Origin of the sequence: Streptomyces chilikensis, assembly GCF_001642695.1 — a bacterium.
Lineage (GTDB): Bacteria > Actinomycetota > Actinomycetes > Streptomycetales > Streptomycetaceae > Streptomyces > Streptomyces chilikensis.
The window spans coordinates 1,587,500-1,602,053 of the sequence record NZ_LWCC02000005.1 but is presented as its reverse complement, the minus strand read 5'-3'; the positions used below and the strand labels follow the sequence as shown (position 1 = coordinate 1,602,053).

The following is a 14,554-nucleotide window of genomic DNA, read 5'->3' as shown; positions in this document are numbered from 1 at the left end:
CGGCCGAGGGCCGCGATCCGTGGGCGCCGCCGGAACCGGGAAGCGCCCCGCAGGCCCCCGCGGCCCCCGCGGCCGCTCCCTACGCGGCGCCGCCCGCCGGCGGGTTCGGGCCGCCCGTGCCCCCGGGCGCGCAGGGCGCCGGCCCGTACCCCTACGGTCCTCCGCCCGGCCCCTACGGCGCCCCGGCCCATCAGCCCTCGTACAACGGCCTCGCCATCACCGCCCTGGTCCTCGGCATCGTCTGCTGCGTCCCGCTGCTGGGCGTGGTCTTCGGGGTGATCGCCCTCGTCCAGATCAGGAGGACGGGGCAGCGCGGCAAGGGCATGGCGATCGCCGGCGTCGTGCTGTCCGCGCTGACCTCGCTCCTGCTGGTCGTCTCCCTGCTCACCGGGGCCTGGGACGACTTCGGCAAGGAGTTCGGCGAGGGCTTCAAGGAGGGCGCCCGCGGGGCCAACGTCACCGCCGGACTCGAGCCGGGCGAGTGCTTCGACGAGCCCGGCACGCCGGACGGCGCCTCCGACCTGGAGAGCTACGAGGTCCTGGACATCGAGGAGGTCTCCTGCGACGGCCCCCACGACGGCGAGGCGTACGCGCGGTTCGACCTTCCGGAGGGCTCCTACCCGGGTGAGGACGAGGTGATCGGCCTCGCGGACGAGCGCTGCTCGGCGGAGGTCGCCTCCTACAGCATCGACGCGTGGAAGGTCTCCCGGCACGCGTACTACACCTACTTCTACCCGATGGAGGAGAACTGGACGCTGCTCGACGACCGCGCCGTCGTCTGCGTCTTCGCCTCCCTCACCGAGCCCGATCCGCTGACCGTGCCGCTGCGTCAGGACAAGGACGCCCTCGGCACCGAGCAGCTCGCCTACCTGGAGCCGGCCGCGAAGGTCAACACCGCGCTGGCGCGCGTGCCGTTCGACATGGTCGAGGACGACCTGGAGGGGCACCAGGAGTGGGCGGACCAGGTGGCCGAGGAGCTCACCGGCTTCTCCGGGGCGGTGCGCGCCCACGACTGGGAGCCGGACGCCGCGCCGCTCGCCGAGAAGCTCGCGGACGAGGTCGACGCCGCCCGGGGCGAGTGGGAGAAGCTGGCGGCCGCCGACGACGCCGACGACTTCTACCTCCTGTGGGGCGAGGCCGAACTCGCCCTCACCGACGGGACGGACAGCGCCGTCGCCCTCCGCGGCCTGCTGGACCTGGCCACCGAACGCCCGGCCGCCGACGACGAGGAGTACGTCGCCGGCGTCGGCGCCCTCTGATCCGGTCCGCCGGCCCCCTCGCCCCCGCCGTGGTCCACCGCGGCGGGGGCGGGGCGCGGGCGGCACGGGAGGGCGCCTACGATGCGCTCCGAGCAGGCCCACGATCCAGGAGCGCACCGCCATGACCGGGGACGACACCCCTTCCCCGCCGGACCCCGGCACGTCCCCGCGGCCCGCTCCGCAGCGGTACCGGCGGAGGTACCTCACCGCGGGGGCCCTCGCCGTCGTCCTCGCCGGTGCGGGGGCCTTCGCCGTCGTCGCCCGAGGGGGCGGACCGCAGGACCAGAAGGCGGCGGCGAACGCCGCGGGAACGCCCATGAGGTACGGCGCGTGCTTCACCGAGCCCGGTCACCCCGGCCACGACCGGAGCGAGCGCACGGGCCCGGTCACCGGCCCCGGGATCACCGAGGTCCCCTGCGAACAGACCCACGACGGTGAGGTGTTCGGAGGGCTGGACATCGAGCCGGGACCCTACCCCGGCGAGGCCGAGCTGGCGGGGATCGCGCCCCGGGCGTGCCTGGACGCGCTCGCCTCCTACGCCATGGACCCCTGGGAGCTGCCCGGAGGCGTCACCTACGAGTACTCCTACCCGCTGGAGGAGGACTGGCGCGCGGGCGCCCGGTCGGTCGTCTGCCTGTTCCGGGCCGCCCCGGGGGCGGACCCGCTGCGGGGTTCCCTGCGGCGGACGGCGGACGCCTTCGACGTCGACCAGCTCGCCTACCTCGGCGAGGCGGGCGAACTCGGCACCGCCCTGAACCTCGCGCCGGCCGAGTACGCGGACGAGGACCTGGCCGGCAACAAGGAGTGGGCCGCCGACGTCGCCCGCGAGCTGGAGGAGATGGCGGAGCTGCTGGGCTCCCGGAGGTGGCCGTCCGGCGTGTCCCCGGCGGCCCGGTCGCTCGCCGAGGAGGTGGAGCGGGCCGCCGGGGCCTGGCGGGAACTGTCCCGGGCCGAGGACGCCGAGGCATTCGACGCCACCTGGGAGGAGGCCTCGGGGCTGCTGAGCACCGGCGCGTCCGGCGTGTATCCGCTGCGTGAGCGGCTGGGCCTCACCACTGACCGGCCGCAGGTGAACGGCGGCTCGATCACACCGCCGGAGGCCCTGTGAGGCCCGTGTTCCGGCGGGACTGAAGCGGCCCCGGGCCGGGCAGGATCTGCCCGCGCAGAGCCTGGTCAACCGTGGTTCATCACATCGGGTGAAACGCTGGCCCTCGCTTGCGCACGGCAACTCTCGGTTGCCAGTCTGTGGCTGCCTGTACACCCCGACGGAAGCGGAGCGGCCAGTGACATTCGGTGAGCAGCCGGCGTATCTACGCGTCGCGGGTGATCTCCGGAAGAAGATCGTCGACGGTTCGCTCCCCCCGCACACCCGCCTCCCCTCACAGGCCCGGATCCGTGAGGAGTACGGCGTCTCCGACACGGTGGCCCTCGAGGCCCGCAAGGTGCTGATGGCCGAGGGCCTGGTCGAAGGCCGCTCGGGCTCCGGGACCTACGTGCGCGAGCGCCCCGTGCCGCGTCCCGTCGCGCGCTCCGGCTACCGCCCCGCGGGCGGCGCCAGCCCGTTCCGCCAGGAGCAGGCCGACGAGAAGGCGCGCGGCACCTGGGAGTCCCGCAGCGAGCAGACGGAGGCGGAGCCGGCGATCGCCGAGCGCCTGCGCATCGAGCCCGGCGACCGGGTGATGCGCACCCGGTACCTGTTCCGGGAGGGCGGGGAGCCGATGATGCTCTCCACCTCCTGGGAGCCCCTGGCCCTCACGGGGCGCACACCGGTGATGCTGCCGGAGGAGGGGCCGCTCGGCGGGACGGGCGTGGTCGAGCGCATGGCCGGGATCGACGTCGTGGTCGACAACGTCACCGAGGAGGTGTCGGCCCGGCCGGGGCTGGCCGAGGAACTGCTCGCACTCGGCGGTGTGCCCGGCCACGTGGTGCTGATGATCCGGCGGACGTTCTACGCCTCCGGACGGCCGGTCGAGACGGCGGACGTGGTGATTCCGGCCGACCGTTACCGCGTCTCCTACCACCTTCCGGTGCGGTAACTCCCTTACCGGCCCTGGTGGGCGGGGTGTCCCGGGCGTCGGGTTTCGGACGACCTGGGGCCCTGCGGGGCGTTCCGTCGCACGGGAGCGTAAAGGTCAGGCGCACGCCGCAGGGGGGCGTGCGCCCCCTCGGCATGGCCGGTTGCCTGCCCCTTTGTCCGAAGTCGTATTCGCTGCGTGAAGGTTGGGCGTACGCTCGGGCATATGCGTACAGCGGTTTCACCGACGGGGCCGGCACTCGGAGAGGCGCGATGAACGACGGGACGATCACTCTGCCCTGGCAGGTCATCCGCCAGGACGACAACGGCAACCGCTACCGGGTGGGCCAGTACGCCACGCGCGCCGAGGCCCAGAAGATCGCCGACACCCTCGACTCGCGCGGACCCCGGCAGCTCTACTGGGTCGAGAGGATCAGCTCCGCCAACCCGGCGGGTCACCCCAGCCCGTCCAGCTCCACCTGACCCGCTCCCCTATGCTCCGGCGCATGACGGTACGCATCACCGTGGTCGGAGCCGCCCTGTTCGACGGGGGCCGGCTGCTGGCCGCGCGCCGTAGTGCGCCCCCGGAGCTGGCGGGCCGCTGGGAGCTCCCGGGCGGGAAGGTCGAGAAGGGCGAGGCGCCCGAGGAGGCGCTGGTGCGCGAACTGCGCGAGGAACTGGGCGTGGACGCGCGGGCCGTCGGGCGGGTCCCCGGTGAGTGGCCGCTGCGCGAGCCCTACGTCCTGCGGGTGTGGACCGCGGCCCTGGAGCCCGGCTCACCGGCCCCCGAACCCCTGCAGGACCACGACGAGCTGCGCTGGCTGGGCCCCGAGGAGATCTGGGACGTCGACTGGCTGGACCAGGACGTGCCCGCGGTCCGCGAGGCGCTGGACCACCGTCCGGCGTAGGACCCGTCCGCCCGTTCCCGTCCTCCGCCCGTTCCCGTCCTCCGCGCGGCGCCCGTCCTCCGCGCGGCGTCCGGCGGAGGGCCGGCCGGGACGCGGGGCCGCGCCGCGGCGCGCCCACCGAACATCTCCTCCGCGTGACGGTAATCACCCATCTCCACGGGTATGGGCCCTTGTGTCACGGATCGTGTGCCGTGGCGGTCACGGCTCCCCGGAGAGGTGGTCGAGGTGCTCGACGTACGGAGGACGCACCGCGCCGCATGGACCTTCCCCGCGTCGCCCGGCGCGGTCCCGGCCGCCCGGTCGGCGGTGACCGCGGTGCTCGGCCGGTGGGGACTGGACGGAGTGCGGGACACGGCGGCCCTGCTCGTCACCGAGCTGGTCACCAACGCCGTGCGCCACGGCAGGGGCGGCCCGGTCGACCTGCGGATCACCGGTCCGGAGGCCGGCCGGCCGGACACCCTGCTGATCGAGGTCGGCGACCGGGAACCGCGTCCGCCGCGGCACCGGACCGGAGTGCGGCCCGAGGACGAGAGCGGACGCGGACTCGTCCTGCTCACCCACTGCGCGAGGGCCTGGGGTGTACGCCCCGGCCCCCGGGGGAAGACGGTGTGGTTCGAGCTGACGGTGCCCGGGTGAGGGCGCCGTGCCGGTCGAGGCTCGAGATCCCCCAGACCATCCGACGTGCTCACGGTTCGGGCGGGATATGGGTGGTTAGGAGACCGGGGGAGTGAAGGACGGTGTCGCACGGCGGCGCGGTGCTGGATACTGCGGGCAGCCGCCCGAGGTGACCGGCCCGGGTGGGTGTGCTGGAGGGGACGGTTCGCGTGGGCGGGATACCACCGCAGGGCCCGGGAGACGAGGCCTTCGAGGTCGACGGGGTGTGGCAGAGCGGGCCTCCCGGATCTCTTTACGACGCTTTGCGCATCGCCTCCTTCTCGCTCGGCCCGGACGGCCTGGTCGACCAGTGGAGCGAACGCGCCGAGCGGCTGCTCGGCATCCCCGCCGGGCTGGTCGTCGGCCGGGACCCGGTGGAGAGCTTCGTGCTGCCCGCCCTGCGCGACCGGGGCCGCCGCAAGATGGCCGAGATCCTCGACGGGCGCGAGTGGACCGGGGTCGTCCCCTACCGGCGGCCGGGCGAGGACGGCGGCGAGGAGGTCGACGGCCTCGCCGAGATCCACGTCATGCCCACCCGCAACGGCGAGGGCGAGAGGGCCGCGCTCTGCCTGGTGGTCGACGTGCGCACCCTGCAGGGGGTCGAGGCCGACCTGGCCGCCTCGCAGGCCATCTTCGGCCAGTCCCCGTTCGGCTTCCTGCTGATCGACACCGACCTGCGGATCCAGCGCGCCAACCAACGCTTCGCCTCCGTCTTCGGCGGCCGGCCCGAGGACCACCTCGGCAAGGGCGTCCACGACTACCTGGCCACCCCCGAGGCGGAACGGGTCGCGACCGCGCTGCGCCAGGTGCTGGAGACCGGTCACTCCGTCACCGACATGCACGTCAACGGCCGCGCCGGCGACACCGGCCGGCCGCGCGACTGGTCGGTCAACCTGTACCGCGTGCACGCCGGCAGCGGCCGCCCGATCGGCGTCGCCTGGCTGGGCATAGACGTCACCGCGCGCAAGGAGGCCGCCCGCGAGGCCGCCGCGGCCCGCCGCAACCTCCACCTGCTCAACGAGGCCGGCGCCCGCATCGGCAACAGCCTCGACCTGCAGACCACCGCGCGGGAACTGCTCGACGTCGTCGTCCCCCACTTCTGCGACCTCGCGACCGTGGACCTCTACGAGGCCCTCCTGGACGGCGACGAGACCGCGCCCGGCCTGGCCGACGGCAGCGCCGCGCTGCGCCGGGTCGGCTTCGCCAGCGCCGTCGCCGACCTGGCGTTCCCCGCCGACGACACGCCCCACGAGGTCGGCACGGTGCACCACTACCCGTTCAACTCGCCCGCCGCGGATGCCCTGCGCACGGCCGAGCCGAGGCTGGTGCCGCCGGCCGGCGGCCACCGCAGGACGCTCTCCACCCTCGCCGTGCCGATGGTCGCCCACGACACCGTGGTCGGCCTGGTGAAGTTCGCCCGGGTCACCGGCAGCGAGCCCTTCGGCGAGCGGGACCGGGCGCTGGCCGCCCAGCTGGCCTCGCGGGCCGCCGTCTGCATCGACAACGCCCGCCTCTACCGGCGCGAGCACCAGCGGGCGCTGATCATGCAGCGTTCCCTGCTGCCGCCCGGCGACCCGGAGGCGGCCGGGCTGGACATCGCCTGCCGCTACCTCCCCGGCAGCTCCACCGCCGAGGTCGGCGGCGACTGGTTCGACGTCATCGAACTCCCCGGCCACCGCACCGCCCTGGTGGTCGGCGACGTGATGGGGCGCGGCCTGCGGGCCGCCGTCGCCATGGGCGAGCTGCGCACCGCCGTCCGGACGCTGGCGCTGCTCGACCTCGGCCCGGCCGAGGTGCTGGGGGCGCTCGACGAGATCGCCCGCGGCCTCGGCTCGCCCGGACTGCCCGCGCAGAAGAGCGGCCGTACGGCCCGGCGGCCGGAGGGCGCCGACCCCGCCGAGGTCTACCTGGCCACCTGCGTGTACGCCGTCTACGACTCGGTCACCCGGCGCTGCGTCTTCGCCAACGCCGGGCACCTGCCGCCGGTGGTGGTCGAGCCGGGCCGGCCGGGGGTCATGCTGGAGGTCCCGCCGGGGATGCCGCTGGGCGTCGGCGGCGAGCCGTTCGAGGAGGTCGAGGTCGAACTTCCCGACGGGGCGCTGCTGGCCCTGTACACCGACGGCCTGGTCGAGTCCCGGCACCAGCCGCTGGACGACGGCCTCGACGCGTTCGTCGCCGCGATCACCGACCCGACCCGGCCGCTGGAGGATGTCTGCGACCAGGTGCTGGGCGCGCTGGACACCCACCACGGCGAGGACGACATCGCCCTGCTGATGGCCCGCGTCCGCGGGCTGCCGCGCAGCTCGGTGGGCGACTGGACCTTCCCGGCGGAGGCGCGCAGCGTGGGCCGGGCCCGCGACCACACCCGCGAGCAGCTCGCCGGGTGGGGCCTGGAGGCGCTCGGCGACACCGCGGAACTGCTGGTCAGCGAGCTGGTCACCAACGCGCTGCGGTACGGCGAGGGAGACATCCGGCTGCGGCTGCTGCTGGACCGGACGCTGGTGTGCGAGGTGTGGGACGCGGGGCTGGTGCAGCCGAGGCGGCGCCGGGCGCGGGACACGGACGAGGGTGGCCGCGGGCTCCAGCTCGTCCAGCTGCTCAGCGCGGCGTGGGGCTCGCGCCGCACCCACCGGGGCAAGACCGTCTGGTTCGAACTCTCCCTGCCCAAGGACGGCGCCCCCGGCCCCGACCCCACCGACGCCTTCCTGAGCCTCTTCTGACCCCCGGGCGCGCGCCGCGCCCGCCGCCCCCGCGGGTCAGGGGGCGATGCCGCCCGGGTCGGCCTCGCGCGGGGTCATGGCCGAGCCGCGGCGGCCCCGCGTGGCGGGGCCGCCGAAGGAGCCGGGGGGACCGCCGTCCGTGCCGCCGCCCAGGAGGACGCCGCCGAGGACCGCGCCCCCGACCCCGCCTCCCCGGGGCCCGAACGCGTCCCGGTAGGCGCGGACGTCCTCCTCGGCGAGCCGCCGCGCCTGCCGCGCCAGCCCGTCCGCGTCCCGCGCGTCCTCCGGCGCCCGCTCGGAGACCGCGCGGGCCAGCAGCCGGTGCGCCTCCGCCAGCCGCACCCGCGCCCGCACCCCCACGGCCCCCCGGTGCGCCGCCAGGTAGTCCTCCGCGGCCGCGGCCGAGCACCGCGCCACCAGCACCGCCGCCGGGAACAGCGCGTCGTCCCCGTCCGGCGGGGCCGCCTCCGGCAGCGGCACCGCCGCCGTCGCCGTCCGCACCACCCGCCGCAGCACGTCCAGGGGGTCGCAGGCCCCCTCGTCCACCTCCGCGCGCAGGGCCGTCAGCGGCTCCTTGCCCACCCTGGCGACCGCCGCCGCGAAGGTCTCCGGCACCGCCTCGTCCGCCTCGGCCAGTTCGGCCGCCAGCCGGTCCACGCCGTTGACCAGGGCGGCGACCTGCGAGATCGCGCCCTCCGCGGCGCGCAGGTGCATCGCCGCGGTCACCGGGTCGCCCAGATCACCGGTCTGCCGCGACCGGTTGAGCCGGCTGGTCGCGAACACCAGGCGTTCCTTCGCGAGTTCGACCTGGCCGGACACCGTCATGACCGCGGACGGCGCGTACCGCGCGCCGATCGCGGCCAGGTTGGCCTCGCTCGCGCCGACCCGCCCGGTCAGCGCCCGGAACCGCCGCTCGGCCACGGTCAGCGCCTCGGGGACGCCGGAGCCGTCCTCCAGGGAACGCAGCCGGTCGAACTCCTCCGTCTCGGCGTCCAGCCGCCGCCCCACCGACCGGCACCGCTCCAGCACCTCGTGGAGCACGGCGACGCGGCCGGGGCCGGGCGCCGCGCCGTCGGCGGGCGGCTCCCCGGCGTCCTGGAGCAGGGCGAACACCGAGGCGACCTCCGCCTCGGCCGTCCGCACCGCCCGGGCGAACCCCTGGACCGCGGCCGCCCCGAACCTCGCCTCGGCGAACCCGAGCTCCTCCCGGCTGGTGCGCACGCAGTCGTCGGCCTCGACCAGCGCGGCACCGGCCCGCGCCTCCAGTTCCGGCAGGGGAACGGCCTCCCGCGCCCCGCGGGCCCGCAGCCGGGTCAGCGCGCTCCCGCTCCGCACGGTGTCCGGCACCGCGGCCGCGGTGCCGGAGCCGGCCGCGGTGCCGGTCCCGGTGGCGGGCGTGCGGGTCCGGGTCCGGCGGGCGCGGCGGACGTAGCCGTATCCGGCCAGGACGCCGACCGCGCCGCCGAGCACCACGGGCAGGGCGACGTCCGCCACCGAGGTGGCGGCCCGTTCCCCGGCCGGCTCCCCGCCCCGTTCCCCGGCGGGCGCCGCGGCGACCGGCGAGGAGGGCGCGGCGGCGGCCGGCGGGCCCCAGACCGGCGAGGTCAGCAGCAGGAGGAGGACGGCGGCACCGGTCGGCAGGGGGGTGCGCCGAGGGGGCCGGGTGCGGGTCGGTGGTGACGGGGTGCGCATCACAGAGGGGAGCGTATGGCCGGGTCCGCCCGCTCGCGACCGGTATGCGGCTGAATCAGGCCATCGCCGGGCGACGGGTGATCGGCGATGACGACGATCCGTTCCGGAGCGGACGGGGGTCCGTCCGGCCGGATGTTGGACCGGACGGGTGGCGTCGGGGGCGTTCCGCCGTCGTGTCGGGGGACAGCGGTGGGTTCTTCGCCCCGAAGGGGTCATAAATTTGATCTGCAAATCAGAAAAACCGATAAAAAGTCTCTGTAGATCCGTGTAAGTCCCTATTGGTAGGAGTTCTTCGGGGTTGTCCGGGAGCGGCCCGGGCGCCCGCGGAGCGGCTCGCCCCGGAGGCAGCAGTGACGTACCACCACCGTGTCGGACCGCGCGCCGTCATGCGCTCGGTCGTCTTCCTCACCGCGGGCCTGCTCGCGGTGACCACGCTATCCGGATGCGGCTCCGGGGAGCCGGTGAGCGAACCGCTGGCCGGCCCCGACATCGCGCCCGCCACCCGCGACCGGATCGAGGACGGCGGGACCCTGCGCTGGGCCGTCGACTCCGTCCCGCAGACCCTCAACACCTTCCAGTCCGACGCCGACGCCACCACCGCCCGCATCGCCCAGGCCTCGCTCCCCGTCATGTTCCGGCTGGACACCCGGGGACGCCCGCAGCGCGCGGCGGAGTTCCTGGCGTCCGCGGAGGTGGTGCGGACCGAGCCCAAGCAGGTGGTGGTCTACAAGCTCCACCGGGCCGCCGTCTGGAGCGACGGCAGGGCGATCGACGCCGCGGACTTCGCCGCCCAGTGGCACGCCCTCTCCGGACGCAACAGCGCCTTCTGGACCGCCCACAACGCCGGCTACGACCGGATCGAGAAGGTCCGGCGGGGCAAGGGCGACCGGGAGGTCGAGGTCACCTTCGCCCGGCGCTACGCCGACTGGCGCTCGCTGTTCTCCCCGCTGTACCCGAAGGACGTCATGGGCACCGCGGCGGCCTTCAACGAAGGGGCCCGCAACGCCCTCAAGGTGACCGCGGGACCGTTCACCGTGACGTCGGTCGACCGCGGGCGGGGCAACGTCACCCTGGAGCGGAACAAGCGGTGGTGGGGCGACCCGGCCAAGCTGGAGAGGATCGAACTGCGCGCCGTGCCGCGCGAGAAGCGCACCGCGGAACTGGTCGCCGGCCGGCTGGACATCGCCGAGGTGGACGCCGGACAGGCCGGACGGATCACCTCCGCGGCCCCCGGCCCCCAGGGCCGCCCCGCGCCGGGCGGCGGCCGGGCGGCGCCGCTGATGGGCCCCGGCGCCGCCCGGGCCGCGGCCGGGCGGCGCCGCTGATGGGCCCCGGCGCCGCCCGGGCCGCCGCGCCCCCGCTGCTGGCCGGCGCGTCCGGAGCCGGGTCCGCCGACGCCGCAGCGGCCACGCTCTCCTGGGCCGCGCTGCACGGTTCCGACAGGAGGGCCGCCGAGGCGGAGAGGGCGGCGCTCAGGAAGCGGGCGGAGGCGGAGAGGAGGTTCACCGCCGAGCAGAAAGGGCTCTCCGGGTTCGAGGTGCGCAAGTCCCTGGAGCCCGCCTACACGCAGCTCGCCCTCAACGGGGCCGAGGGGCCGCTGGCCGACGAGCGGGTCCGGCGGGCGGTGGCGCGGGCGCTGGACCGGGAGGAACTGGCCAAGGCGGTGCTGGGACCGCTGGGCCTGCCCACCGACCCGGTCGGCAGCCACGTCGCACTCGCCGGGCAGCCGCACTACGCCGACGGCAGCGCGGCGCTCGGCGGCCACGACGCCGGGAAGGCGCTGGCGCTGCTGCACGAGGCGGGCTGGAAGCAGGGCGGTCCGCTCAAGACGCCTGCGGCGGGGGCGGCCGGCGCGGACGCCCGCCGCAAGTCCTCGGCCTCCCCGTCCCCGTCCGCCCCGTCCTCGTCCGCCCCGTCCGCCCCCTCCTCGGCCCCGGCCTCCGCCGCTGTCTCCGCCTCCCCCTCCCCCTCCCCGTCCTCCTCCGCGGCGGAGGAGGACGGCGACGCGACCTACGTGGTCGGCCAGGACGACAAACCGCCCGCCCGGGACGCCGGCGAACAGCGGGGCGGCGGCGTGCCCGGCGCCTACGCCCCCCGGGGCACCGCCGCGCCGGCCGGGGCGGAGGCGGCACAGCTCGCCAAGGACGGCAGGCCGCTCACGCTGCGGTTCGTGCTGCCGTCCGGGCAGGGCTCGGAGTCGCTGCGGACGGTCGGCGAGCGCATCCAGCGGATGCTGCGACGGGTGGGCATCCGCACCGAGATCAGCCGGGTGCCGGACGACGGCTACTTCGACGACCACATCGCCAACGGCCAGTACGACCTGGCGCTGTACTCCTGGCCGGTCTCCGCCTATCCGGCCACCGACGCGCGGCCGATCTTCGCCAAGCCGGTCCCGGCGGCGGACGGGTCACTGGTGGTGGAGCAGAACTACACGCGGGTCGGCACGGACGAGGTGGACCAGCTGTTCGAGCGGGCCGTCACCGAGCTGGACGAGGAGGAGGGGCACGAGCTGATGCGGCGGGCCGACGAGCGGATCTGGACGGCGGCGGGGTCCGTGCCGCTGTACCAGCGGCCGCAGCTGGTCGCCGCGCGGCGCACGGTCGCCAACGCCGGCGCGTTCGGCTTCCGCACCCCCCTCTACGAGGACATGGGCTTCCTCGCCAAGTGACCCCCCGCGCGGCCCCGCCCCGGAACCGGCACCGCCCGTTCCGCCCGCGGACCCTCCCCCGGAGCGGTCCGCGGGCGGCGGGGGCGGGTGCTGCCGGCGGCGCGGGGCGGAGCAGGGGGCCGGGAGGGTGGGGGAGGGGCGGGAAAAGGCACGCTGAGCTGGGAGAAGGCTCCCCGGGGAGGGAAAAGCCGCCTTCCCCCCGTACGATGGGGTAAGGCCGTGGCATGTATCCGCCCGGCAGAAGGCCCCGCGCCACCCACCGAGGCGCGCGTCGGCCACCTCACACTCCCGGGAGTTAGTCGCAATATGGCCACGCGCCACGACATCCGCAACGTCGCCATCGTCGCCCACGTCGACCACGGCAAGACGACCATCGTCGATGCCATGCTCAAGCAGGCCGGCGCCTTCGCCGCGCACCAGCTCGAGTCCGTCGACGACCGCGTCATGGACTCGAACGACCTGGAGCGTGAGAAGGGCATCACGATCCTCGCCAAGAACACGGCGGTGAAGTACCACCCCAAGGACGGCGGGGAGCCCATCACCATCAACATCATCGACACCCCCGGCCACGCCGACTTCGGCGGCGAGGTCGAGCGCGGTCTGTCGATGGTGGACGGTGTCGTCCTGCTGGTGGACGCCTCCGAGGGCCCGCTGCCGCAGACCCGCTTCGTGCTGCGCAAGGCGCTGCAGGCCCGCAAGCCCGTCATCCTGTGCATCAACAAGACGGACCGCCCCGACGCCCGCATCGACGAGGTCGTCAACGAGACCTACGACCTGTTCCTCGACCTGGACGCCGACGAGGACCAGATCGAGTTCCCGATCGTCTACGCCTGCGGCCGTGACGGCGTCGCCTCGCTGACCAAGCCGGCCGACGGCACGGTCCCCGAGGACAGCACCAACCTGGAGCCGTTCTTCTCGACCATCCTCGAGCACATCCCGGCCCCCACCTACGAGGAGGGCGCCCCCCTCCAGGCGCACGTCACCAACCTGGACGCCGACAACTTCCTCGGCCGCATCGCGCTGCTGCGCGTGATGAACGGCGAGCTGCGCAAGGGCCAGACCGTGGCCTGGATGAAGCGCGACGGCTCGGTGACGAACGTCCGCATCAGCGAGCTGATGATGACCGAGGCGCTCACCCGCAAGCCGGCCGAGGTGGCCGGCCCCGGCGACATCTGCGCCGTCGCGGGCATCCCCGACATCACCATCGGCGAGACGCTGGCCGACCCGGAGAACCCGGTCGCCCTGCCGCTGATCCAGGTGGACGAGCCGGCCATCTCCATGGTCATCGGCACCAACACCTCCCCGCTGGTCGGCCGCGGCGCCACCGGCAAGGGCGCCGACAACAAGGCGACCGTCAAGGACCGCAAGGTCACCGCCCGCCAGGTCAAGGACCGCCTCGACCGCGAGCTCATCGGCAACGTCTCGCTCCGCGTCCTGGACACCGAGCGCCCCGACGCCTGGGAGGTGCAGGGCCGCGGCGAGCTGGCGCTGGCCATCCTGGTCGAGCAGATGCGCCGCGAGGGCTACGAGCTGACCGTCGGCAAGCCGCAGGTGGTCACCAAGGAGATCGACGGCAAGGTCCACGAGCCCGTCGAGCGCCTGACCGTCGACGTGCCCGAGGAGCACATGGGCGCCGTCACCCAGCTCATGGGCGTCCGCAAGGGCCGGATGGACAACATGTCCAACCACGGCTCCGGCTGGGTCCGCCTGGAGTTCGTGGTCCCGTCCCGCGGCCTGATCGGCTTCCGCACGGAGTTCCTGACCCAGACCCGCGGCACCGGCATCGCCCACTCCATCCACGAGGGCCACGAGCCCTGGTTCGGCACCCTGACGACCCGCAACAACGGTTCGCTGGTCGCCGACCGCTCCGGCGCGGTCACCGCCTTCGCGATGACCAACCTCCAGGAGCGCGGCGTGCTCTTCGTGGAGCCGGGCACCGAGGTGTACGAGGGCATGATCGTCGGCGAGAACTCCCGCTCCGACGACATGGACGTCAACATCACCAAGGAGAAGAAGCTCACGAACATGCGGTCGTCCTCGGCCGATTCGTTCGAAGCGATCGTGCCGCCGCGCAAGCTGTCGCTGGAGCAGTCCCTGGAGTTCTGCCGCGACGACGAGTGCGTCGAGGTGACCCCGGAGGCCGTCCGCATCCGCAAGACCGTCCTCGACCAGCGTGACCGCGCGCGCACGGCGTCCCGCGCCAAGCACGCCTGAGCCGGGGCGGCGCCGGCCGCCGCCCGCACCGGAGCCGGGTCCTCCCCCACGGGAGGACCCGGCTCCGGCCGTTTCCGCGTCCGGGGCGTGTCCGTGGCCGAAGCACGATGTCTCGGAATGCGGACACCGGCGACCGATAGATGTGTAACAAGTCCGTTTCGCAGTGATCTATCAGCAGGTTGTTTGTCCGGATTTTGGGAGAAGTACGCCTCAGGTGTGATCGAACCGCAACCTCTTGGGTGTGGTTCGGTCCGATGTGAATGGCAGATAGTTAGGCGCGTAGATAGCTCGGGTGAACGGGGCACGTGCTGCGAACGGCGCCGACTCACGAGCGCGGGGGCGCGGCATTTCGACCGGTACGGCCTGGGGGCCGTATCCGGCCATGCCGTGACACCCACGGTTGACCCACATTGGACTCATGAGGA

The 14,554-nt window shown here is 74.6% G+C and carries 9 protein-coding genes and 1 pseudogene; 9 read left to right on the top strand and 1 reads right to left on the bottom strand.

Translation table 11 applies throughout. From position 1 onward, the window contains the following. The 7 genes from A2U95_RS07140 to A2U95_RS07110 form a co-directional block, all read left to right on the top strand. Nucleotides 1–1,259, top strand: a 1,259-nt coding sequence (locus A2U95_RS07140; RefSeq protein WP_166021362.1) for a DUF4190 domain-containing protein, incomplete at its 5' end; no start/stop codon positions are given. Nucleotides 1,260–1,380: 121 nt separating this feature from the next. Then, nucleotides 1,381–2,367 (top strand): septum formation family protein, encoded by a 987-nt coding sequence (locus A2U95_RS07135; protein ID WP_166021361.1) that lies wholly within the window; start codon nucleotides 1,381–1,383, stop codon nucleotides 2,365–2,367. 175 nt (nucleotides 2,368–2,542) lie between these two features. After that, nucleotides 2,543–3,295, top strand: a complete 753-nt coding sequence (locus tag A2U95_RS07130) for a GntR family transcriptional regulator (RefSeq protein WP_166021360.1) — start codon at nucleotides 2,543–2,545, stop codon at nucleotides 3,293–3,295. Nucleotides 3,296–3,546: 251 nt separating this feature from the next. Next, nucleotides 3,547–3,756 carry an SPOR domain-containing protein gene (locus A2U95_RS07125; protein ID WP_166021359.1) on the top strand — a complete coding sequence of 70 codons (210 nt, stop codon included), beginning with the start codon at nucleotides 3,547–3,549 and terminating at the stop codon, nucleotides 3,754–3,756. Nucleotides 3,757–3,779: 23 nt separating this feature from the next. Beyond that, on the top strand, nucleotides 3,780–4,181 hold the full coding sequence (locus A2U95_RS07120) for a (deoxy)nucleoside triphosphate pyrophosphohydrolase (RefSeq protein WP_166021358.1): 402 nt from the start codon (nucleotides 3,780–3,782) through the stop codon (nucleotides 4,179–4,181). Between the two features lie 162 nt (nucleotides 4,182–4,343). Beyond that, nucleotides 4,344–4,817: an ATP-binding protein gene (locus A2U95_RS07115; protein WP_166021357.1), complete on the top strand. Its 474-nt coding sequence runs from the start codon at nucleotides 4,344–4,346 to the stop codon at nucleotides 4,815–4,817. Nucleotides 4,818–5,005: 188 nt separating this feature from the next. After that, a complete protein-coding gene (locus A2U95_RS07110) occupies nucleotides 5,006–7,555 on the top strand; it encodes a SpoIIE family protein phosphatase (RefSeq protein ID WP_240957228.1) in 2,550 nt (849 codons plus the stop codon). A gap of 36 nt (nucleotides 7,556–7,591) precedes the next feature. On the opposite strand, the gene A2U95_RS07105 is transcribed toward A2U95_RS07110, so the two are convergent. Beyond that, on the bottom strand, nucleotides 7,592–9,247 hold the full coding sequence (locus A2U95_RS07105; protein ID WP_206282957.1) for a hypothetical protein: 1,656 nt from the start codon (nucleotides 9,245–9,247) through the stop codon (nucleotides 7,592–7,594). Between the two features lie 386 nt (nucleotides 9,248–9,633). On the opposite strand from A2U95_RS07105, the pseudogene A2U95_RS07100 reads away from it, so the two are divergent. Together A2U95_RS07100 and typA are read left to right on the top strand one after the other, a co-directional pair. Beyond that, nucleotides 9,634–11,915 (top strand): annotated as a pseudogene (locus A2U95_RS07100) (ABC transporter family substrate-binding protein). Between the two features lie 306 nt (nucleotides 11,916–12,221). After that, nucleotides 12,222–14,129: a translational GTPase TypA gene (gene typA, locus A2U95_RS07095; RefSeq protein WP_166021354.1), complete on the top strand. Its 1,908-nt coding sequence runs from the start codon at nucleotides 12,222–12,224 to the stop codon at nucleotides 14,127–14,129. The last annotated feature ends 425 nt before the right edge of the window (nucleotides 14,130–14,554 follow it).

Excerpts from the sequence above, each read along its gene's own strand:
- A2U95_RS07125 (WP_166021359.1), top strand. The coding sequence starts at position 3,547 with ATGAACGACGGGACGATCACTCTGCCCTGGCAGGTCATCCGCCAGGAC.
- A2U95_RS07115 (WP_166021357.1), top strand. The coding sequence starts at position 4,344 with ATGGGCCCTTGTGTCACGGATCGTGTGCCGTGGCGGTCACGGCTCCCC.
- A2U95_RS07120 (WP_166021358.1), top strand. The coding sequence starts at position 3,780 with ATGACGGTACGCATCACCGTGGTCGGAGCCGCCCTGTTCGACGGGGGC.
- A2U95_RS07105 (WP_206282957.1), bottom strand. The coding sequence starts at position 9,247 with ATGCGCACCCCGTCACCACCGACCCGCACCCGGCCCCCTCGGCGCACC.
- typA (WP_166021354.1), top strand. The coding sequence starts at position 12,222 with ATGGCCACGCGCCACGACATCCGCAACGTCGCCATCGTCGCCCACGTC.
- A2U95_RS07135 (WP_166021361.1), top strand. The coding sequence starts at position 1,381 with ATGACCGGGGACGACACCCCTTCCCCGCCGGACCCCGGCACGTCCCCG.